This window comes from Bacteroides reticulotermitis JCM 10512 (assembly GCF_000517545.1).
GTDB lineage: Bacteria > Bacteroidota > Bacteroidia > Bacteroidales > Bacteroidaceae > Bacteroides > Bacteroides reticulotermitis.
The window spans coordinates 1-21,500 of record NZ_BAIV01000006.1 but is presented as its reverse complement, the minus strand read 5'-3'; the positions used below and the strand labels follow the sequence as shown (position 1 = coordinate 21,500).

The 21,500-nt window shown below is 45.1% G+C and carries 15 protein-coding genes and 6 pseudogenes; 7 read left to right on the top strand and 14 right to left on the bottom strand.

Annotated features, from left to right (window positions below):
• Window positions 1–857, top strand: a pseudogene (locus tag JCM10512_RS04840) (glycoside hydrolase family 25 protein).
• Between the two features lie 63 nt (window positions 858–920).
• On the opposite strand, the gene prmA reads toward JCM10512_RS04840, so the two are convergent.
• The gene (prmA, locus tag JCM10512_RS04835; RefSeq protein ID WP_044160979.1) at window positions 921–1,769 is read right to left on the bottom strand and encodes a 50S ribosomal protein L11 methyltransferase; all 849 of its coding nucleotides are present in this window, start codon (window positions 1,767–1,769) and stop codon (window positions 921–923) included.
• A gap of 156 nt (window positions 1,770–1,925) precedes the next feature.
• Here prmA and JCM10512_RS04830 point away from each other — a divergent pair, with 156 nt between their 5' ends.
• Complete coding sequence (locus JCM10512_RS04830) at window positions 1,926–3,248, top strand: hypothetical protein (protein WP_044160977.1); 1,323 nt, start codon at window positions 1,926–1,928, stop codon at window positions 3,246–3,248.
• A gap of 32 nt (window positions 3,249–3,280) precedes the next feature.
• A complete protein-coding gene (locus JCM10512_RS04825) occupies window positions 3,281–4,885 on the top strand; it encodes an OmpP1/FadL family transporter (protein WP_044160974.1) in 1,605 nt (534 codons plus the stop codon).
• 115 nt (window positions 4,886–5,000) lie between these two features.
• Here the strand turns inward: JCM10512_RS04825 and JCM10512_RS04820 are convergent, their stop codons facing one another.
• The 10 genes and pseudogenes from JCM10512_RS04820 to JCM10512_RS04775 all read right to left on the bottom strand — a co-directional run bounded on the left by JCM10512_RS04820 (window position 5,001) and on the right by JCM10512_RS04775 (window position 12,978).
• Window positions 5,001–5,471, bottom strand: coding sequence for a nucleoside deaminase (locus JCM10512_RS04820; protein ID WP_044160971.1), 471 nt, complete (start codon window positions 5,469–5,471; stop codon window positions 5,001–5,003).
• A 172-nt stretch (window positions 5,472–5,643) separates the two neighbouring features.
• Complete coding sequence (locus JCM10512_RS04815) at window positions 5,644–6,630, bottom strand: Gfo/Idh/MocA family protein (protein ID WP_044160968.1); 987 nt, start codon at window positions 6,628–6,630, stop codon at window positions 5,644–5,646.
• A gap of 103 nt (window positions 6,631–6,733) precedes the next feature.
• Window positions 6,734–7,573: a transporter substrate-binding domain-containing protein gene (locus JCM10512_RS04810; protein ID WP_044161214.1), complete on the bottom strand. Its 840-nt coding sequence runs from the start codon at window positions 7,571–7,573 to the stop codon at window positions 6,734–6,736.
• A 15-nt stretch (window positions 7,574–7,588) separates the two neighbouring features.
• Window positions 7,589–9,630: pseudogene (locus JCM10512_RS04805) on the bottom strand (putative porin).
• Between the two features lie 188 nt (window positions 9,631–9,818).
• The gene (locus tag JCM10512_RS04800) at window positions 9,819–10,361 is read right to left on the bottom strand and encodes a 2-oxoacid:ferredoxin oxidoreductase subunit gamma family protein (protein ID WP_044160966.1); all 543 of its coding nucleotides are present in this window, start codon (window positions 10,359–10,361) and stop codon (window positions 9,819–9,821) included.
• Window positions 10,362–10,380: 19 nt separating this feature from the next.
• A pseudogene (locus JCM10512_RS04795) lies at window positions 10,381–11,144 on the bottom strand (thiamine pyrophosphate-dependent enzyme).
• Window positions 11,141–11,338 carry a hypothetical protein gene (locus JCM10512_RS04790; RefSeq protein ID WP_044160963.1) on the bottom strand — a complete coding sequence of 66 codons (198 nt, stop codon included), beginning with the start codon at window positions 11,336–11,338 and terminating at the stop codon, window positions 11,141–11,143. Before JCM10512_RS04790 ends, JCM10512_RS04795 begins: the two are co-directional and overlap by 4 nt.
• An 8-nt stretch (window positions 11,339–11,346) precedes the next feature.
• On the bottom strand, window positions 11,347–12,429 hold the full coding sequence (locus tag JCM10512_RS04785) for a 3-methyl-2-oxobutanoate dehydrogenase subunit VorB (RefSeq protein ID WP_044160960.1): 1,083 nt from the start codon (window positions 12,427–12,429) through the stop codon (window positions 11,347–11,349).
• Between the two features lie 12 nt (window positions 12,430–12,441).
• Window positions 12,442–12,669 carry a 4Fe-4S dicluster domain-containing protein gene (locus JCM10512_RS04780; protein ID WP_044160957.1) on the bottom strand — a complete coding sequence of 76 codons (228 nt, stop codon included), beginning with the start codon at window positions 12,667–12,669 and terminating at the stop codon, window positions 12,442–12,444.
• 27 nt (window positions 12,670–12,696) lie between these two features.
• Entirely contained in the window at window positions 12,697–12,978 is a 282-nt protein-coding gene (locus JCM10512_RS04775) for a tetratricopeptide repeat protein (protein ID WP_044160955.1), read from the bottom strand.
• A 380-nt stretch (window positions 12,979–13,358) separates the two neighbouring features.
• On the opposite strand from JCM10512_RS04775, the pseudogene JCM10512_RS04770 reads away from it, so the two are divergent.
• The 4 genes and pseudogenes from JCM10512_RS04770 to JCM10512_RS04755 all read left to right on the top strand — a co-directional run bounded on the left by JCM10512_RS04770 (window position 13,359) and on the right by JCM10512_RS04755 (window position 17,734).
• Window positions 13,359–14,902, top strand: a pseudogene (locus tag JCM10512_RS04770) (AAA family ATPase).
• Window positions 14,895–16,339: pseudogene (locus JCM10512_RS04765) on the top strand (vWA domain-containing protein). Before JCM10512_RS04770 ends, JCM10512_RS04765 begins: the two co-directional pseudogenes overlap by 8 nt.
• Window positions 16,340–16,450: 111 nt before the next feature.
• Window positions 16,451–16,927 carry a DUF456 domain-containing protein gene (locus JCM10512_RS04760; RefSeq protein WP_044161212.1) on the top strand — a complete coding sequence of 159 codons (477 nt, stop codon included), beginning with the start codon at window positions 16,451–16,453 and terminating at the stop codon, window positions 16,925–16,927.
• Window positions 16,928–16,969: 42 nt separating this feature from the next.
• A complete protein-coding gene (locus JCM10512_RS04755) occupies window positions 16,970–17,734 on the top strand; it encodes a hypothetical protein (RefSeq protein ID WP_044160952.1) in 765 nt (254 codons plus the stop codon).
• Window positions 17,735–17,915: 181 nt separating this feature from the next.
• Here JCM10512_RS04755 and rpiB read toward each other — a convergent pair whose 3' ends face one another.
• From rpiB to JCM10512_RS04740, 3 genes and pseudogenes are all read right to left on the bottom strand, one after another.
• On the bottom strand, window positions 17,916–18,350 hold the full coding sequence (rpiB, locus tag JCM10512_RS04750; RefSeq protein ID WP_044160947.1) for a ribose 5-phosphate isomerase B: 435 nt from the start codon (window positions 18,348–18,350) through the stop codon (window positions 17,916–17,918).
• Window positions 18,350–20,358 (bottom strand): annotated as a pseudogene (locus JCM10512_RS04745) (transketolase family protein). Before JCM10512_RS04745 ends, rpiB begins: the two are co-directional and overlap by 1 nt.
• 143 nt (window positions 20,359–20,501) lie before the next feature.
• The coding region (locus JCM10512_RS04740) for an alpha-N-arabinofuranosidase (protein WP_044160940.1) at window positions 20,502–21,500 on the bottom strand (999 nt) is incomplete at its 5' end.

Genomic DNA, 21,500 nt, shown 5'->3' with positions numbered 1-21,500 from the left:
ATGCCATTGCGTAATACCAAAACCTCAGTACGGAAGAAATCTACTGCTCCGCAGCGTAAACCTGCCAAGCGAAAGACTAAAAAGAAAGTGAACCACTCCATGCCAGCGTGGATCAGGAATATCTTGGTTTTTATTTTGGCTGTATTTTTCACAGGTGCTTTCTATTATTTCTTTATTCGTCCTTACGCGTACCGTTGGAAACCTTGTGCCGGACAAAAAGAGTATGGTGTATGTATTCCTTGCGGATACGAAGTGCACGGCATCGATATTTCGCATTATCAGGGAGACATTGACTGGAATGTTTTATCCATGAATCGTGAGACCGATTCACCGCTGCATTTTGTTTTTATGAAGGCTACGGAAGGAGGAGATCATGGCGATGATACTTTTTGCAATAATTTTACCGAAGCTTTGAATCACGCTTTATCCGTGGAGCCTATCATTTCTTTATCCCTTCGACAGATGCCTTGAAGCAAGCGGATTTCTTCATTCGCACCGTGCAACTGAAGCCGGGAGATTTGCCTCCTGTATTGGATGTCGAGGTCACCGGAAAGAAAAATAAAGTGGAATTGCAACGTTGCGTTAAACAATGGCTCGATCGGGTAGAGTCCCATTACGGGGTGAAGCCCATTCTCTATACTTCTTATAAATTTAAAACCAAGTATCTGGACGATTCGCTATTCAATGCTTATCCCTACTGGATTGCTCACTACTACGTGGATTCGGTTAAGTATCAGGGTAAGTGGGATTTCTGGCAACATACGGATGTGGGTAATGTGCCCGGTATTGAAGAAGATGTTGACTTGAATGTATTTAAAGGTACCCTGGATGAACTCAAGAAGCTAACAATTAAATAGCTATCCGACAAACTCATGTCTGGTTTTATAGGCACGAGCCTGCCGAATTGCTAGCTGATGAGCCTATTTGGTATATTCGAATTTCACTGCTGCCCAGTTATTCTTCTCCTTATACTCAATGAATTTTAATCCGTTCTTTTCGGCTTCTGACTGAATAACGGGAATGTCATCTACGTAGAAGCCACTCATATATAATTCAGCTCCCGGATGCATGCAAGCTACGTATTGCTTTAGGTCGTTCAGCAAAATATTCCGATTGATATTAGCAATAACTACATCAAAAGGCCCTTTGCCGGATAAGCTCGAAGCATCTCCCTGAGATACATTAATTTCATCAACCCGGTTGAGGGTAATGTTTTCAATAGAGTTGCGCACACACCACTCATCAATGTCAATGGCCGTGCAAGGACGTGCGCCGCGCATGCGGGCAAGTATGGCCAGAATGGATGTCCCGCATCCCATGTCGAGCAGCGATTTGCCTTCCAGATCATTGTCCAGCAACTCTTCAATGATGAGGCTGGTAGTTTCGTGATGGCCTGTCCCAAACGCCATCTGCGGATTGATGACGATGTCGTATTCGGCTTGGGGAAGCTCTGTGTGAAATGTGCTGTGAATTACACATCGGTTGCCTACAACAATTGGTTGAAAGAAGTTTTTCTCCCATTCCTCGTTCCAATCTTTATCTTCTGCTTCTACATACGAGTAGTTGATTTGAATATCGGGGAGGGGGAACTCGGTAATGGCACTTTTGACAGCCTCTTCCTCATACAATGCTTGTTGGATGTAGGCAGCTAACCCTTGTTCGTTTTCAACAAAACTTTCAAACCCAACTTCGCCAAGCGTTGCGGCGAGTACATCCTTGATTATCTCCGTAGAAGGATTTGTAGTAAATGTGAACTCAAAGTATTTCATATTTGTTTTATTCAAAGTAAATAATGTGCAAATATAGTTAGAAATAGGGATTTCCCTATAATCCTTTGGGGAAAATCACCCGTTGGTGGTGAATCTCTTCGCTATCTTTGTAACGTGAATAATAGAGTTTAAGTAATCATATAAACCGAGAGAATTATGAAAAAGATTGTTTATTTTTTGCTGTTTGCCTTGTGCCTCCCGATAGGCTTGATGGCACAAAGCGTGGATGACGACCTTTACTTCATATCTTCCAAAGATAAAAAAGAGAAGGTTGCAGCTCCGGTAAAGAAGGAGACTAAAAAACAGGTAACGACTAATGTTTATACCTCGCCCGGAACTACGGTGATTGTACAAGACCGTAAAGGGAAGACACGAGATATAGATGAGTATAACCGTCGCTACGAAGCTCGTGATAATGAGTTCGTGTTGGATGACGATACTTTATATATAAAGGAGAAGTCCAGACCCGATTTGGAAGGCGAGTGGGTAACCGGTGAGTTTAATGGTACGCAAGACGATTATGAATATGCCGAACGGATTATCCGTTTCCGCAATCCGCGTTTTGCCATCAGCGTGAGCAGTCCGCTATATTGGGATGTGGTCTATGGACCTAACTCATGGGACTGGAACGTCTATACCGATGGACTTTATGCATACGCTTTCCCAACATTTAGCAATAGGCTTTGGTGGGATTGGCGATATAATTCATGGGGATGGGGCTGGAATCGGCCTTATTATTCCTGGGGTTATAGTCCCGGTTATTGGGGCGGTTGGTACGGTGGCGGTGGCTGGTATGGCGGCGGCTACTGGGACAACTGGTACGGAGGCGGCTATTGGGGACATAACCACCATTGGGGTGGAGGTGGCTGGTATGGCGGTCGTGATAACATGATGTATACGAATCGTCGTTCTCCTAACAGAACCTCTTCGGGCCGAGGAAGCGCCGGAAGATATTCTTCAGATCGTTACCAGTCTTCACGATCATCCGTGCGTACCTCTTCAGATAGAACAACTAGCGGACGCGTGGTAGGAACGAGAGAAAGCAGTACACGTACAAGTGTAGGAAACAGAACAACGAATACTTCGAATCGCCGAGATACATATACTCGCCCAAGCAGTACTCGCAGCAGTACTTCCGGAACAGATCGGAGCAGCGTACGTTCTACTTCTACCAGAAGTGAAGGAACATACAACAGAGGTACTTCTACTCGCAGCAGTTCGACTAGAAGCGAAGGAACATACAACAGAGGTAGCTCCAGCTCTGAAAGAAGCAGTAGCTATTCAAGAGGTAGTAGTTCTTCCAGCCCTAGTTACACTCCTAGCAGCCGTTCTAGCAGTAGTTCAGGCAGTTCCTACTCTCCCAGCAGTAGTTCTTCCCGTGGAGGTAGCTATTCATCAGGAGGTGGTGGCGGAAGTAGTAGCCGCGGAAGTTCTTCTTCCGGAGGTGGAGGATCGTCCAGAGGTAGTAGTAGAAGATAGGACTATTGTACATCGTAAAAAGGAAAATAGATATGAAAAAGATTATAAATATAGCTGTACTTGCTTTTGGAATGATAGCAAGCACAACCGCTCAGACTATATATGATGGCGTCAAGTTTACGCAAAAGGACCTGAATGGAACAGCCCGTTTCGTAGGAATGGGTGGTGCCATGGGAGCCTTGGGAGGAGATGTCTCTACGATGGGGGTAAATCCGGCAGGTATCGGTATTTATCGGAGCAACGATGTAATGACTACCTTCGGTTTTTCGGCCTATGGGTCGGAAAGCAATTACGGAGGACAGAAGTTAAACATAGATAAAAGCCGTATGTCTTTTGATAACATCGGGTTTGTGTTTTCTTCCAAGATTGGAAATCAGACAACGTTGCGTTATCTCAATTTCGGATTCAACTATACCCGCTCCAAGTCATTCGACAAATATATGTCTATGGAGGGAATGATGAATTTGGGAGCAAACGGTGCGATACTTTCCCAAACCAATCAAATGGCAGCACAAGCCAATGATATGATTAAGTCTTCGGGTGATTTTATTCATAAACTGGCCGATGATAATGTGAATCTTTTTACCGACTCTAAAGTTGGTTGGTTGGCAGCTACCGGTTGGAATAGTTATCTATATGACCGCGATCTGGATAAGAATAACTATACAGGTTTCTTGCCTCAGCCGTATTCCTGGTTTAACTCACGTGAAAAAGGGGGAATTAACCAATATGATTTCAATGTTTCCTTTAACTTGAACGACCGAGTATATCTGGGGCTGACTGTAGGAGCTTATGATGTAAACTATTCGAAGTATTCAACTTATGGAGAAGATTTTGGAGATTATGAGAGTGGAGGTAAGAATTATGGAAATGTAGGTTACGAAATGTCGACCGAGAACAAGATCGAAGGTTCGGGAGTAGACTTTAAATTTGGAGCGATTGTACGTCCGTTTGAAGATTCTCCATTCCGTTTGGGAGTGGCTATTCATACACCGACCTATTATAACCTGACCATGAAAACGAATGTCAGAGCCGTTTCTAACATCTATTCACCGGATAATGATCAAGTAAACAAGCATATTGTAGATTCTTATGATTTTACCAATAATTACGATTACGGATATGATCTACGTTTCCGCACACCTTGGAAGTACAACTTCAGTCTTGGATATACGGCCGGATCGAGCTTCGCTATTGGAGCGGAATATGAATATCAGGATTATTCGGGAATGCACTTTAGCTTTTCGAACGGTGATGAAATGAATTGGGAGAATTCCACGGCTAAGGAAATGTTGAAAGGTGTTAGTACTTTCCGTGTCGGTGCAGAATTTAAAGTGGTACCTGAGTTTGCCCTTCGTTTAGGATACAACTATAGCTCGACTGCTTTTAAAGATAATGCTTATAAAGATTTATCTCCTAACTCAATTAACACTGATACCGATTTTGCCAATGCGAAGTCTCAGAGTAATTACACGTTAGGAATCGGTTATCGTATCTCTTCGTTCTACGCAGATTTGGCTTATCTATATAGTACTTATGATGACGATTTCTATGCTTTCAATGATGCAGCTTTGAATCGTACGAAAGTAACAAATACACGCAGTAAAGTATTACTTACTTTAGGACTGCGCTTTTAAGACGGAAGTAGTTTTCCATTTCATAAATAATTTTTTGTGTAAGTAGAATCCCCGGAGAGTGAGTATCTCCGGGGATTTTCATGTTTGAGCAGTATGCGTAATGCAACTCGCTTGGTTAATATTCTACTTTATCTTCTTTAGCTGTCCATGCTTCGAAAGCTTTGATTGCTTCATCATGTAGCAAGACTTCCGATGGTAGTTGTCTCTCAGTGGGGTTTAGTTCCAATTCATCGTAGATGAAAGAGTCATCAAAGCCGATGTTCTTGGCATCTGTCTTATTGTTTCCGTAATACATTCTATCCAGGCGTGCCCAGTAGATAGCACCCAGACACATCGGGCAAGGTTCGCAAGATGTATAGATTACGTGCCCGCTAAGGTTGAACGTTCCTAGTTTGGCAGCGGCCTCACGAATTGTACTTACTTCTGCATGAGCTGTCGGATCACATGAAGAGGTTACTCGGTTTGTACCCGCTGCAACTATTTCACCCTCTTTGGTTGCGATAACTGCTCCGAAGGGGCCTCCTCCGTTAGCTACGCTTTCTTTGGATAGCTCAATGGCTTTCCTCATTAGTTCTTCTTTAGTCATAGTTCTTTTTATATCGTTCGTATATTACTTGATTCACTCTCAGAACAAAGGTAAAGAAAAGCAGCGACAGATAAATGAGAGGTTAACCTCTTTTACGCTACCCTAGGTAAAGTTCTCGACTTTTATTAGCCGAATGAATCCGTAGTAAGAAAGGAAATCAGGTTAAACCGATCTATAGCTTTCCCAGTATTTTATCCATTACCCAGTTGGTCATAGTCGCACTCGGACCGTCGCAGGAGCAAGGCGCCTTACCCAGTAAATGATCGACTACCGCTTGGATAAGCGGTTGCTGGATATGAAGCGGATTGCTGATGATAAATTCTTCACGGCCGCGTTCAGTATGCAAGGCAATGGGTTCGTAGGTGAAGACCGAGAAGCAAATCATGCCTTTATCACCAATAATCTCGATACGATCTTCGCGTGCTGAATCATGAGCAACGAAACACCACGAACCACTGCCTACCAATCCGCTGTCGAACTGAAAGCATGCGCTTAAAGTGTCTTCAGTGGTGTAGAGCCCGCCTCGATTACTTTTGTAACCGCTTGCCTCCAGAATACATCCGAACATATCCTGTAATAAATCAATTTGGTGCGGAGCGAGATCATAAAAGTAACCTCCTCCGGCAATATCAGCTTGTACACGCCATGGAAGGTTTTCGCGATTATAGTCCAAGTCACGCGGAGGTTGAGCAAACCGAATCTGTACATTGATAACATTGCCGACTGATCCGTTTTCTACCAATTCCTTTACTTTTTGAAAGTAGGGAAGGTATCGGCGGTAATACGCAACGAAGCAGGGAACCCCTGTCTCTTGCGAAATACGGTTGATGCGTGTACATTCTTCGTATGTTTGCGCCATAGGTTTCTCGATATAAGCCGGTTTGCCGGCTTTCATCGCCATGATGGCGTATGTGGCATGAGAAGATGGAGGAGTAGCGATATAGATTGCATTTACTTCCGGGTCGTCAACTAGTTCCTGAGCATCGTCATACCATTTTTTAATGCCTCTTTCCTGGGCATATGCCTTGGCTTTGGCTCCGTCGCGACTCATTACGGCTATTACCTCTGAATGTTCTACCTTTTGAAACGCCGGCCCACTTTTGGTCTTGGTCACCTCACCGCAGCCGATGAAGCCCCACCTTATAATCTCTTCACTCATTATACTTGTTTTAATGCAAATACAAAGATAAAGTTATTTTTATAGGGAACAAACTTATTGGTTGGAAAGATATTGCCTCAGTGCTCCTTTACAGGGAGTTAGCTCATTTCTTGTCGTAGTATTTCCGGTAGATCGTTTGATACTCTTTGGTCTTCTGGAACGTATCGAGCCAAGTGTTCAAACTGTCGAGTAATGCGGGAGATTGTTTGCTGACAGCCCAAGAATAGAATTGCGTAAAGCTGATTGCGGTGGTAATGTCAATCTGCGGCAATGAATCGGCTACCGCGAGCGCGATGCTTTCATCGCAAACAACGTTGGCTATATCTCCATGCGCTACCATGGCAATGAGTTGTTCGGAGCCGTATCGGTCGATCTCTTCAACGTAAATCGTATCTCCGATCTCGTTGCTGAGGTTGCGGATACGCATAATTGCCGGAGAACCTTTTGTTACATATAACTTTCGTCCGGCCAGATCGAGTTGATTGCGTATATACATCGAATCCTGCTCGCTTGTTTTTTTACGCTGTACCAATACTTGCCTGTTCAGTACAATGGGTGAGGTGAACAACAGCGAGTCTTTCAGTTCGCTGGTCACCAATATTCCATAGGCTATGAGGTCATATTTTCCGGTACTGAGTCCTTCCAGGCGCGTGGTGAAACTCATTTCCGGTGTGATAAGAGCCTTCAAACCCTTATCATGCGCAAAGGCCTGTATCAGATCGTAGTGAAAGCCTGAGATGGAGTCGCCATCTACATAAAAGCTAAGTGAGTTATACTCGGTGGCAACCCGAATAATGCCTTCCTTTGCTATCGCTGCGTAATCGCGGGGATGTCCCGAAGGCTTCGTTTTACCACTGCAATAACGGAGTGAAAGAAACACAACTAAAGCGATAGCTGCTAGCAGGAGATATTTTGAAACGTTTGATTTGAGTCTGGCTGCCATAAACTTAGGAAACAATTAATCGTAGAAGTTCCAGGATAAACCTAGCTTCAGGATGCGAGGGTTAATCGGGTAGTGAGGAGCCAGGAAGTAATCGGGCTTGCTCATTCCTTTATTCACGTGATACATCATCACGTAAAAGCGAGTACGCTTCAAATGAAGGTTGGCATATACATTCACGATGGGGTAACCTCCAATTTCCACCCGGTCATTGTCCGGTTGTAAGTGGAATTGCTGAATAGCGGGCATATAAGCTGGTGCATTGTACTTCGTGAAGTAACGCACATCAGCTCCCAATTGCACGCTTAGTACCTTTTTGGCCAATTTGAACTGCATATAGAAGTTATGGTACAAAGAAAGATCCGGCAACGGCAATACGTTCTCATCACTTGTCTTCTGCCAGATAACTTCGTTGTCGAGATGGAAAACACCCAGGCGGAAGTTCTGGCTCAGTGTAGCAGACAGTACTTGTATGCTACCGCTGTTTTGTTCCGGCTTTGCTTCTTGATTAAAGTAGGTGTAGTTCTTGATGTTTTCTACACTTGCTTTTATACGAGTTTGCCAACGGGCAATGCTTAGTTCACCTTCAAGACGGGTACGGAATTCCTTATCCATATCATTATCCCACCAGAAATATTTGGAGTGGTAATGGCGCATATAGAACGGAGCGATCTGATTGCTAACTTCTCCACGGGCAATCAAGCTAACTGTATCCCGAAAGAGTGGGAAGTTGAAGTCGATGTCCGCTTTGACATTAAACTGACCGATTGCTTTGCCGGCTACTCCAATTTCGCCAATGGCATGGTAATGCAGGAACTTGCCTTGCGTTTTAGTCAGTTCACCCCCTGCATAAAACTCGGTTTCGTTGTATTGATCCCGCTGTAGCGAGTCGGTACTCATTAGCGAGTACCTGCTTAATTTGTGCGATACAAAAGCAGTCAGGCCGGCTTTGGCATATTTATTGAATCCTTCCAGTAAGGCGATGCCCACGGTGTTCTTGATACCTACATACACGGTGCTATCGCGGGCGACTTTATTTGTAGGAGATAGATAGATGTTGTCGTAATAGTTTGGTACATTATCACTTGAACGAAATGTATGGCGTGCCCGTTCCACTTGGATGGTATGAATAAAGCTGGTGACAGGTACATATTCTTGTTTGGTGGGAGTCGTATCGTTTTCCGCTTTCGCAATATCTCGATGGAACCCTAAATTATAGCGTTGGGTCAGGAATATATTCATACTGTGATTACGATTGGCCGTAGCATTCAGTACGGTTGGTATGTTGACCGATTCGTACTCCTTTTTACCTTCAGCCATCTCTTCCGGGGCAGTGATGTAACGGTCGTCCGTTATCCCTCCGTTTTCGTTTACTTTCAGGTAGTTGTTGCTATAAATCGTTTGCATCTGGTAACGGTCGCCCATATAGCTTCCGAAAACAGCGGCATTGAAGAAGGCGGTGTTCTGGTTGTTGTAATATCCTCTTCCGTATAGGTAGTCGATGTTAAAACCGAACGCTAGCCGTTTGTTGGCATTGACTGAGAAATATGATTTGAAACGTTCCTCTCCGTTAACTTTGTTACCGGCTTTATTGTAAGTCAGATTTGTGTAGGGAACGTTACTGTTGGTAAAGTAAAAGTCCATGGGGCGGACATAGAAGCTGGAAAAAGGTTCCAGAAAGAGAGCCGAACCCGGATCACGACGTTCCGAAAATATGCGCGAAATACGTGGCGATCCCATATTACCCAGATAATTGTAATGTCCCGTTACACCTTCCGTCAGGTTTGTATTCTGAAAATGGTGGTAAACGGTATCTGCCGGAACCAAGATTCGGTCTCCGAGTTGGTTCTTGATTTTCCACATGTAGAGTGTAGGGGGGAGGCCTTTTACTTCAACGTTTGCACTGTCCAGATTTTCGGGAAGTGTCGATGGGTCTATCTGGTTACCGTACTGGTCTCGTCCGTTTTCATCTACCGTTGTCGCATAGGGTTAAGCTGAGCTTGCACGGTAAGCAAGCCTACAAAGAACAGTGAAATATATGTAAGTAGGATTCGTCTCATAATTGAGCGCAAAGATAAAAGATAATTGATAATTGACAATTGACAATTGATAATTAACAAATGACAATTAACAAATAGTGATTGACAATTAACATCTGTATGCGTTGTTTTGCAAACTGTCAACTACCATTGTTACTATATCTGTCAACTTCTAACTGTCAATTGCCAATTATCAATTGTCAATTCTTTCAGGCCTCGCGGATCAGTTCCATGCCTTTTTTAATCGCCTCTTCATTCATTGGAATCAAGTGGTGATGGCGTTCGGGGAGTGTTTTCTTCAATCCTTTGATTACACTTTCCAGCTTTACCACAGGGCGAAGTTTAAGCAATCCACCGAGTACAATCATATTGAAAGCCTTGGCATTATTCATTTCATTGGCAGCATCCATGGCATCGATGCGGTACACTTTGATATCTTTACGCGTGGGCGGATTATTAATTCCGTAGCCGTCGTAAATAAGAATACCTCCCGGTTTGACTTTGCTTTCAAACTTCTCGAGTGAGGGTTGATTCAATATAATGGCTGCATCAAACTGACTCAGGATGGGTGAGGAGATTTTGTTATCGCTTACAATTACGGTAACATTAGCTGTACCCCCTCGTTGTTCGGGACCATAAGCGGGCATCCAAGTCACTTCCTTGTCTTCCATCAGTCCGGAGTAGGCAAGGATCTTGCCCATTGACAATACGCCTTGTCCACCGAATCCTGCTATAATTATTTCTTCTTTCATTTTCTGTTGGGTTTTAGCGTTATTCTTTATCTTTTAAATCACCCAGCGGATAGAATGGGAACATATTCTCTACCATCCATTCGTTAGCTTGTTCCGGAGACATTTTCCAGCCGGAGCTGCAAGTCGAAACGATTTCCACCAAGTTAGAGCCTTTGCCGCTCATGGAGTTTTCGAATGCTTTGCGGATTGCTTTTTTAGCTTTGCGAATAGCCGGTACGGATTGTACGGATTGGCGGGTTACGTATGCCGTACCTTCCAATTGTGCTGCCAATTCAGTGATCTTCAGCGGATAGCCGTGAAGTTTAACGTCACGTCCGTATGGGCTGGTGGAGCTTTTCATGCCTACTAATGTTGTTGGAGCCATCTGGCCGCCGGTCATCCCATAAATACCGTTGTTGATAAAGATGATGGTAATGTTTTCGCCACGATTCAGTGCGTGAATTGTTTCGGCAGTACCGATACATGCCAAGTCACCGTCGCCTGATAAGTGAATACCAGACGGTCGGGCCATAGACGTTTGATAGCCGTAGCCAATGCGGGTGCACGTCCGTGAGCAGCTTCCTGCCAGTCGATTTCTAAATAGTTGTAGATGAAGACAGCGCAACCTACCGGAGAGATACCGACAGTCTTGTCTTCCATACCCATTTCCTCAAGAACTTCGGCAATGAGTTTATGTACCACGCCATGACTGCAACCCGGACAGTAGTGCATGGGATTATCATTCATAAGAGTCGGTTTCTTGTAAACCAGATTCTCGGGCTTGATTATTTCTTCTTTCGTCATGATTTCTTCTCCTTATCAATAAATCTACCGGTGAACCGGATGAATAGTTCCGCAATTTTCACAGCAATTGCTGCTCCGCATACATAAATGAACAAGGTTTGGTTCTTTAGTTCAATAAAATACATGATAATGGCGGCAATCGTCAATATCATGAAAAAGATATTTAGTATGCTTCTTATGTTTTGGGAGTTCATCGTTTACCTTATTTGATTAGTTTTTCTTTCAGTGCATTAACTATTTCGTCCGGATCGGGAACAATACCGCCCAAGCGTCCGAAATGTTCTACTTTCACTTTACCATTGACTGCCAGGCGTACATCTTCAACCATCTGTCCGGCGTTCAATTCGGTTACGAGCATCCCTTTCACCCGTTCTGCATAGTCAGCAATGACATTGGTGGGGAAAGGCCATAGGGTGATGGGGCGGAGGATTCCGACCTTGATTCCTTCTTCGCGTGCGAGTTCCATCGCTTTTTGTCCGATACGTGCCATCGATCCGAAAGCAATAATCAGATAATCGGCATCTTCGCAGTCGATCTCTTCGAAGCGCACCTCCTTCTCTTCAATCAACTTGAACTTAGCTTGGAAGCGAAGGTTGTTTTGCTCCATGGCTTCCGGTTTCAATTCGAGTGAAGTGATGATGTTGGGTTTGCGGTCTTTGCTCTTACCGGTGGTAGCCCACGGGCATTGTGCAATTACCTCTTCGTCGGTACGACGTGGCTTTTGCTCAGGAAGAACGAGTTTTTCCATCATTTGTCCCACCACACCGTCGGCAAGGATGATAGCCGGGTTGCGGTATTTGAAAGCGAGTTCAAATCCCAGTCCCACGAAGTCTGCCATCTCCTGTACGGATGCCGGAGCAAGCGTAATGAGTCGGTAGTCGCCATGGCCACCGCCTTTAACCGTTTGGAAATAGTCAGCCTGACTCGGTTGAATTGTTCCCAAACCGGGACCACCACGCATGACGTTAACGATAAGACAAGGAAGTTCCGAACCTGCCAAGTAGGAGATTCCTTCCTGTTTCAAACTGATGCCGGGGCTGGATGAGGAGGTTAGTACCATTTTTCCGCTTCCTGCGCCTCCATATACCATATTGATAGCGGCAACTTCACTTTCGGCTTGGAGTACTACCATGCCGGTTGTTTCCCACGGTTGCAATTCGGCAAGTGTTTCCAACACCTCCGATTGAGGGGTAATAGGATAACCGAAATATCCATCGGCTCCGCAGCGGATAGCTGCATGGGCGATAGCTTCGTTTCCTTTCATTAATACAACTTCTTCTGCCATATTCGTTTTCTTTTATTCTACTTTAACTTTATAAACTGTGATACATCCGTCGGGACAAACAGTTGCACACGAACTGCATCCGTTACATGTATCTTCTTTCGCTTGATAGGAATAGTTGTAACCTTTCATGTTTACCTCTTTGTTGAGGGAGATTACATCGAGCGGACAGGCCACAACACATAGATTGCACCCTTTGCAACGCTCTGTATCGACTACAATTGCTCCTTTAATTTTTGCCATATTCTTTGTCTTTATTACGTTTTCTGTTTATTGATTGTACATATCTTTGTGAAAGAAATTGAGGATATCCATCAGCATCGCGCGCGCTTGTATAGCGGGGCTTTCAGGATTGAGATCAATAGCGGATTGATAGTTGTTAAGGGCTTGTTGCCAATCCCCTTTCTTTCGGTAAGCGTTTCCGCGCAGATAGTAGAGAGTATCCTTTCCGCCAGTATTCGAACCCTCTCCGAGAAGTTGATCAAGTTGTTCGATAGCCTGATCTGTATTTCCCTGATTGATAAGTTCTTTGAGGTTATTCCATTGCTCCATTTCTATTGAATTTCTGGATTCTGAATTACAAAGATAGCTTTTATTTGAATACAGCAGATAAGTGCGGCGTAATTTTGTACCTTTTTATTTTTACGATTGCCCTAGAGAAGGCTTTTATTCTATTTTAAACAGGCTTTATATTTCTTTCTCTAAATTTACTTGCCGACGCGGTTTAGCCTTCGCACAAATGGACAAAAAAATAGCACGCTCTACCCGGTTGATAGCGGGTAATCAGTGAGTTGGAGAAGACTAATCCGCCACGGTTCGTTTCATCTTTTTATCTGACAAGAAAAATAGTGCGGCGTTGCTAAACCGAATGGACGGGAAAAGGGGTATATTTGCAACCTAATTATTAGTAAGCTAAGTGCAATTATATAAGAATGGAAATAAAAGAACGGATCCAACTGTTATTGGGAGAAATGAATCGGGGCGTATATGAGAAAGAGACCGAAATCGGACTTTCTTTGTTGGCGGCTTTGGCGGGCGAAAGCATTTTGTTGTTAGGCTCCGGGAGTAGCTAAGTCGATGGTAGCCCGTAGACTGAAAAAGGCCTTTGTCGGTGCTAATGCTTTCGAATACTTGATGTCCCGTTTCTCCACGCCCGATGAAATATTCGGCCCGGTAAGTATCAGTCGCTTGAAATCATCCGATAAATACGAGCGTGCTATTGAAGGATATCTGCCTACCGCCGATGTGGTTTTTCTGGACGAGATATGGAAAGCCGGACCGGCCATACAGAATACCCTGCTGACGGTAATCAACGAAAAGCTCTTCCGTAATGGTGATCAGGAGTTGAAGCTACCTCTCAAACTACTGGTTGCTGCCAGCAACGAACTACCTGCTCAGGGTGAAGGGCTTGAAGCCTTATGGGACCGTTTCCTTATTCGCGTTATTTCCACATGCGTGCAACAGGAAGATACATTTTATCGCATGCTGTTGGACGATACCGAAGAAGAGGAGGGAGATGTTCGGTGGCGGATTACCGACGCTGAGTACGCCGATTGGCAACAAGCCATTCGAGGCGTCGAAGTACCTGCTGATGTGCTAGCTTATATTACGGATATCCGTCGGAACTTGATGAAAGTAGAACTGGACGGTTCGGAAATGCACCGCAACGTTTACATCAGCGACCGCCGTTGGAAGAATGTTGTCCGACTGCTGAAAACGTCCGCGTTCATACACGGCCGCCCATCTGTTTGCGCGTCCGATCTTTTGCCAACGTATCACTGCTTATGGAACGAGCCGGAAGAGAGCAACGATATTCGCCGGATAGTGGTTCAGGCACTCTTTACCCCGTATGTGAAGGAGATCGGTTCCATAAGCCTTTCCCTGAAGTCCGACCTGAAAGTGAGCCGTGTACGGGAAGCTTTGGAGGCGGCACGTCGGCAAGGCGACCACCGACGATGACTTGGCGGTGACCGATCATTTCTACTACCAGATCGAGAATCATGGAACGGGGAATACCTATATATTTATTGTCGATTATAAAACAATGAAAGCGTACGACGGTAAAGACGCTCCTGCTGTGGGCGTGATGTATGCCGATCCGTTGCAACCCAAAAGAACCATCATACGGGCTTTTACCGACGCGTCGCAAATGAAAGAACAGGGAGCCGAGCGAATCACGCTCTATCGCGACGACAAAAACATCTATATCAATGGTGTGCGTTTCCCGATGAAGCGGCTGCAACGTGGCGAACAGCAACAGTTGTGGCTCGGAAACACTTCGCTGACCAATCGCGACTACGAGACGGAGCTGGAGGGCGTTAATGACCGGATAGATGTCCGTGTGAAAGAGTTGTCGGAAAACCTTTTTGTATCCGATGCGGACAAGCGCGACGTGACACAATATGTCAACACCATCCGTAAGGAAATTGCGTGGGCGCGTGTGGATGTGCGTAAACTGCGATACGGCGATGAGTAACCTCCGCTACGACTTAGCGTTTTATGTACAGGCTTTAGACCGTTATGTGGCAACGGGCGAATGTTCGGCAACCGACCGTGAACCCCTTTACGGCTATCTGTTGTCGGTAATGAACGATCCCGTTGTTAAACTTCAAGTACTCAATGATCCCATCTGTGCCCGTGTCTTTTATGATACGATGATCTCGTTTGTCCACCTGAATCTGGAGAAAGAGAAATACAATATGCAGCGGAGTCAGGCGGAGCAGGAAGGCATGCGGCTGGCATTGGAGTGGTCGTTGGATAAGCGGAAGGATGGGTGGCAGGCATTGGTTAAGCAGATCGGTGATAAGTATCAGGGTTACGGATTCGACCGTGCCTTTTACTTGGGACAACTGGGCAACGAGGTAAGTGTGCCGATGACGGACTTTGGGAACGCATGATCGAGGATTGGAAAGAGGCTTTACAACATGAACAGCAGGAACAGAAGGTGAAAGAGGTCGAGACACGGAAAGACGATTTCGACCGACGCTTGCGTGCCAATCTGAAGAATGTGCCCGAATACCTGCGGTTGCATGGCGTAGAGAAAGATGAGTTTTATCAAGCTTGGGGACTGATGAGCGGTATTTGGAATACGGTCGACTTTGAACGTTTTCGCAAGATCGTTCGCATCCAACGTGAATATCCCGATATTGTGAAAGTGGCCAATCGAATGGGGCGTATAGCCGATGATGAAGGAGAAGAACAGGTCTCCGTTTCGAACGGAGATATCTATCGGTTGGAGCACGCTTCGAAGAGCGACATTCTGGGCGTAACGACGGGCAATGACTTAAACGCTTTGCTTCCTGTGGAGCTGGCGCATTATGTCGATGAAGAGTTAGAAGATGTTTTTGTCTATAAATTCCTGACCCGCAACCTCCAGTCCTTCCGGTATAAGTCCGAAATAATGCAGCCTGCCCGTCGGTTGGAAAAGAAGCCGGCAACGACGAAAGGACCGATGATTGTGTGTCTCGATACCTCCGGCAGTATGGTGGGGAAGCCGGAGAAGATAGCTCATTCGCTTTTGGTTAAGTTGTTGGAGATAGCCGACCGCCAGCGACGCGCCTGCTTTCTGATTGCTTTTTCGGTATCTGTCAATCCGATTGATGTCCGCAAAGAACGGGCCCGACTGCTCGAATTCTTTTCGCATACCGCTACCGGAGACACGAACGCAACCCGGATGTTGAAGACAACTTTCGGTCTGCTCCAATCGAAGAAGGAGTACATGAATGCCGATGTGTTGTGGATTAGCGATTTTAAGATTCCCTTGGTTACCCCCGAACTGATCTCCCAAATGCAGGATTACCGGAGAGCCGACACGCACTTTTACGGGTTCCAGTTGGGAATAGCCGACAACGAATGGCAAACCTTATTCGATTACGTTTACCGGGTAGATTATACGCCCTCTCGTCGTTACTGAGCGGGTTAGGCCTGTCCAATCAAATAGATGCGCTTTAAAAGTTAGTCTTTTTGTACGCTACTTGTGAAATATTCGTATCTTTGACGGTACGAACCATTGATAGAGAATGTCATGACAGACATCATTTTGCTTGTAATAGCTGTCCTCTTTATGTTGATCGGATTGTTGGGATGTGTGATTCCCATGCTTCCGGGGCCTCCTTTGGCCTATGCCGGCTTATTTCTTTTACATCTGACCGATAAGGTTCATTTTCACATCAGTCAACTACTCGTTTGGCTGTTACTCGTCATTTTGCTGCAAATATTAGACTTCTTCACGCCCATGTTGGGAAGTAAGTATGGCGGAGGAAGCAAGTGGGGGAGTTGGGGGTGTCTTATCGGAACAATTGTCGGACTGTTCTTCCTGCCTTTGGGAATCCTTGTCGGCCCTTTTCTGGGAGCAGTTATCGGTGAGTTGCTAGGTCGCAGGGAATTGGATCAAGCACTAAAATCCGGTGTTGGTTCGTTGTTGGGCTTCCTGATTGGTACAGGGTTGAAGCTCTTGTTGTGCGGCTACTTCTGCTATGAGTTTATCGCTGCACTTGTTTAGCAGTCGGTTATTAAAACAATATACACTAAAAAAAATAAAAGCATGAGAAACAAATGTCTGTCCGGTATACTCCTATTCCTGTGTCTGCAATTGGTAGGATGTAGCGATGACGAGAAAGAAATCTATTCTTTGTCATTTGAGAAAGAGTACTATGAATGTTCTTTACTAAGAGGAAGCTATATCCCTATCCGAGGGGGAAACAGAGATTATACAGTGGAGGTTGCCGATCCCGGTGTTTTGGAAGTTAAGATAGACCTATCAAGCTCAATCGGCATGGGAAATCTTTATCTTACCTCCAAACAAAAGGGGGAGACGGTTATTACGGTACGCGATAATGTAACTAATGAAACGGTACTACTGAATATTAAGGTTGTGGATGCCTATATGGGTTTGAAAAATATAAGTTCGCATGGAGAGCCTTATGTATTAGATACCTATTTGTTCCTGACAAACAATGAAAATAAGGACTTCTACGTATATGATACTGATCTAAATACTGAAAAATATAAGGGGACCTATGCGTTTTCGGTGGAAAACTACAAGCCTTATCTGACTTTATCTTTTAGTAAGGAAGTGAATGGGAAAAGTGTGCATAAGTACAGCCTATTGGGAAGTCTCGATAACTTCTTCGCTGTATCGAAAATTCTACTTGGCATGGACTGGGGAACATCAACAGCTAATGTGAACAGTGTGGTAAGATCTGATGTCATGCCTACTGTTTATATGGTTGCAAGAGATTTGGATACAGATGAAGAGGTTACGTTTGTCTTTAATGCTTCCGCAGAAATGCCGTATAACGTTTTGTAGTTATTGATTTCTTCCTTTGGTTTTGAAATAACTTTACTCGTTCTGTTACTGTTTAGGGCGAGTGTCGATTCGGAATGATCGCCTTTTTATGGTGCGGATGGTGGTAAAAGGTATGATGAAATGAAAAAGGGGTTATCCGACTTTGGACAACCCCTTTTATCTCATAATATATGCAAGCTATTTACTTACACGGTATTTTATCAATCCGATTCTGGTGACGTCCCCCTTCAAACGCAGTGTTGAAGAACTCAGTCATAATCTGATCGGCTTCGTTTATGCTGATAAAGCGTCCCGGCATAACAAGTATGTTCGCATCGTTATGCTGGCGAGCCAGGCGGGCAATCTCTGCATTCCAGCAAAGAGCAGCGCGAACACCTTGGTGCTTGTTCAGTGTGATATTAATTCCGTTTCCGCTTCCGCAGATGGCAATACCGGGATAGCATTCACCCGTTTCTATTGCCCGAGCAAGCGGATGAGCATAGTCCGGATAGTCCACGCTAGCGGTGGAATCCGTTCCGAAGTCTTTGTAAGCCCAGCCTTTAGCTTCCAACCAACTGCGAACAAATAGTTTCAGTTCGTAGCCAGCGTGGTCGCTTGCTAATCCGATTGTTTTCATTAGAGCATTGCTTTTACTTGGTTGTACACATTCTCAGCAGTAAAACCAAGTTTTTCGTCTAACACTTGGTAAGGAGCAGAGAAACCGAAAGATTCCAATCCCCAAACTTTACCGTTGGAACCAGCCAATCCTTGCAGAGTCACAGGCAATCCGGCTGTCATGCCAAATACCTTAGCACCTGTTGGAAGAACAGCTTCCTGATACTCTTTTGGTTGGCTACGGAATAAACCTTCAGACGGAGCAGATACGATGCGGATCTTCACGCCATCTTTGCGAAGCAATTCAGCACCGGCTACCAACGTAGAAACCTCCGAGCCCGAAGCTACCAGAATGATATCCGGGTTTTCTTCCGATCCTGCTACGATGTAAGCACCCTTAGCTGCTTGTTCGTAATCAGTACCTGCCGGCAGGTTTACGATGTTCTGACGAGAGAAGATCAAACCGGTAGGCGTAGAGTTGTTCTCCATAGCCAATCTCCAGGCAACTGTTGTTTCTTCCGCATCAGCCGGACGAAGAACCAACATCGAGTTATGATCCTTATGGTTTTTCAACTTCTCCATTAAACGGATTTGAGCTTCCTGTTCCACCGGTTCGTGAGTCGGTCCGTCTTCACCTACGCGGAACGCATCGTGCGTCCAGATGAATTTCACCGGTTGTTCCATCAACGCTGCCATACGTACAGCAGGTTTCATATAGTCGGAGAATACGAAGAATGTACCGCAAGCCGGAATTACACCGCCATGCAGTGACATACCGATACAAACACAAGCCATTGTCAATTCAGACACACCAGCTTGGAAGAATGCTCCGCTGAAATCGTCCTTCTTGAAAGCGTGGGTCTTTTTCAGGAAGCCGTCTGTCTTGTCCGAGTTGGAAAGGTCGGCAGAAGCTACAATCATGTTCTCCACTTGCGTAGCCAATGCACCTAGTACAGTTGCCGAAGCGGCACGTGTTGCGCTACCGGCTTTTTGTTCGATAGCTGCCCAATCTACGGTAGGTACTTTACCGGAGAAGAATGCTTCTAGTTTGGCCGCTTTTTCCGGATTAGCTTTAGCCCATGCTGCTTTCACGGCATATTTATCGGCTACTATCTTCTTCAACTCTTCGGCGCGTTTGGCGTAGAGTTCAACAACTTCCGGGAAAATAACAAAAGCGTTGGCAGGATCACCACCTAGGTTCTTGATTGTATTGATGTAAGCGTCGCCGCCCAGAGGAGCACCATGCGTAGCACAGTTAGCTTCGTAGCTGCTACCGTCGGCTTTGCGAGCACCTTTGCCCATCACTGTCTTTCCGATAATAAGGATCGGATGTTCTTTTTCAGCTTGTGCTTCTTTAATAGCAGCACGGATTTGATCTACATCGTTTCCGTTGATGCTGATAACCTTCCAGCCCCATGCCCGATACTTCATAGCTGTATCTTCTACGGTAACGTCTTTGGTTTCTGTAGAAAGCTGGATATCGTTCGCATCGTAGAACATGATCAGGTTATCCAATCCCAATGCACCGGCAATACGTCCTGCACCCTGAGAGATTTCTTCCTGAATACCTCCGTCGGAGATGTAAGCGTATATCTTTTGATCCATTACCTCGTTGAAACGAGCTTTCATAAATTTGGCAGCAATAGCGGCACCTACGGCAAAGGTATGGCCTTGTCCCAACGGACTGATGTGTTTTCCACACCACGCATAATGTCTACCTCCGGATGTCCCGGTGTCGGGCTTCCCCATTGACGGAACTCTTTCAGTTCATCTAATGCGTATTTGCCTGTCAACGCTAACGTAGAATAAAGCATCGGTGACATATGTCCCGGATCGAGGAAGAAACGGTCGCGTCCTTCCCAACGGGGATTCTCTGGATCATATACCAAGAATTCGGAGAAGAGTACGTTTATAAAATCAGCACCACCCATGGCACCACCCGGATGACCGGAATTGGCCTTCTCAACCATTGAAGCTGCAAGAATGCGGATGTTGTCCGCTGCACGATTCATAAGTTTGTTATCGTTCATGTTATTTAGGATTTAATAAAATTCAGTATTAATGTTGGCAAAGATAACTCTTTATGCGTAAATCACAACACGAAAGAGTTATCTTTTTTAGCGCCATTTCGACGTTCTTCTTGTTTATTATACAATAAGTCTTATGCCTTGTTTTACTGTAACTCAAGTGTAACAATTGACTTCGCAGGTAGTTTAACCTTCAAGGTTCCTTTATTGATCTTCACCTCTTTGAAAGGGGCCGGTTTTACAGTATTGGGCTTTTCAAAAGAGTTGTGATCAGTCAGATTGGCAGAAGATAAGATCTCTCCAACCGCTTTCTTGGCGTTTACATTCGGAAGGTTGATCGTGATTTCCTGCTCATTGTCGGTATCTACATTGGAGAGTGAGATATGAACTACTCCGTCCTTGTTTTTGGAAGCGGTTGCACTGACCAACGGAACAGTACGGTTGTCGCGTACGCTCTTCTGCTCACAGTTTAATTCGATAGGCAGGTCGGTAGCATCTTGGTGTACTTTGTACATTTTGAACACATAGTAGGAGGGAGTTAATACAATATCTTTGCCTTTGGTCAGGATCATAGATTGCAATACGTTCACCACTTGTGCGATGTTTGCCATCTTCAGACGGTCGGTGTACTTGTGGAATACGTCCAGGCTGAGTGAAGCTACGAAAGCGTCGCGCAAGGTGTTTTGCTGGTACAAGTGTCCGCGAATTGTTCCCGGCTCTTCGTCCCACCAAGTTCCCCATTCGTCAAGCAGAAGAGCGATCTTTTTATCCTTGTCGTATTTGTCCATGATGGCGCAATGCTTTTTGATCACATCTTCTACTTCCAGACACTTGCCCATGGTCCAATAGAAATCGTCTTTGTTGAACTGAGTAGCCGATGTCTTGCTTCCCGACCATCCGGTCACAGTGTAATAGTGAAGAGAAAGGCCGTGCATACGATGGCCTACTTGTTTCATTAATACATCGGTCCAGTTGTAGTCATAGTCGCTGGCTCCACTGGCAATCTTATACAGACGGTTACCGTCGTAGTCGCGACAATAGGTCGAATATCGGCGATAAAGGTCGGCATAATATTCCGGACGCATGCTTCCGCCACATCCCCAACTTTCGTTTCCTACTCCCAGGAATTTGACTTTCCAACTGAT

Bases quoted from the DNA above. Each gene is read 5' to 3' on its own strand.
- JCM10512_RS04820 (WP_044160971.1), bottom strand. From the start codon at position 5,471: ATGACTAAAGAAGAACTAATGAGGAAAGCCATTGAGCTATCCAAAGAA.
- JCM10512_RS04775 (WP_044160955.1), bottom strand. From the start codon at position 12,978: ATGGAGCAATGGAATAACCTCAAAGAACTTATCAATCAGGGAAATACA.
- JCM10512_RS04760 (WP_044161212.1), top strand. From the start codon at position 16,451: ATGACAGACATCATTTTGCTTGTAATAGCTGTCCTCTTTATGTTGATC.
- JCM10512_RS04785 (WP_044160960.1), bottom strand. From the start codon at position 12,429: ATGGCAGAAGAAGTTGTATTAATGAAAGGAAACGAAGCTATCGCCCAT.
- JCM10512_RS04825 (WP_044160974.1), top strand. From the start codon at position 3,281: ATGAAAAAGATTATAAATATAGCTGTACTTGCTTTTGGAATGATAGCA.
- JCM10512_RS04810 (WP_044161214.1), bottom strand. From the start codon at position 7,573: ATGGCAGCCAGACTCAAATCAAACGTTTCAAAATATCTCCTGCTAGCA.
- JCM10512_RS04755 (WP_044160952.1), top strand. From the start codon at position 16,970: ATGAGAAACAAATGTCTGTCCGGTATACTCCTATTCCTGTGTCTGCAA.
- JCM10512_RS04800 (WP_044160966.1), bottom strand. From the start codon at position 10,361: ATGAAAGAAGAAATAATTATAGCAGGATTCGGTGGACAAGGCGTATTG.
- JCM10512_RS04830 (WP_044160977.1), top strand. From the start codon at position 1,926: ATGAAAAAGATTGTTTATTTTTTGCTGTTTGCCTTGTGCCTCCCGATA.
- JCM10512_RS04815 (WP_044160968.1), bottom strand. From the start codon at position 6,630: ATGAGTGAAGAGATTATAAGGTGGGGCTTCATCGGCTGCGGTGAGGTG.
- prmA (WP_044160979.1), bottom strand. From the start codon at position 1,769: ATGAAATACTTTGAGTTCACATTTACTACAAATCCTTCTACGGAGATA.
- JCM10512_RS04790 (WP_044160963.1), bottom strand. From the start codon at position 11,338: ATGAACTCCCAAAACATAAGAAGCATACTAAATATCTTTTTCATGATA.
- rpiB (WP_044160947.1), bottom strand. From the start codon at position 18,350: ATGAAAACAATCGGATTAGCAAGCGACCACGCTGGCTACGAACTGAAA.
- JCM10512_RS04780 (WP_044160957.1), bottom strand. From the start codon at position 12,669: ATGGCAAAAATTAAAGGAGCAATTGTAGTCGATACAGAGCGTTGCAAA.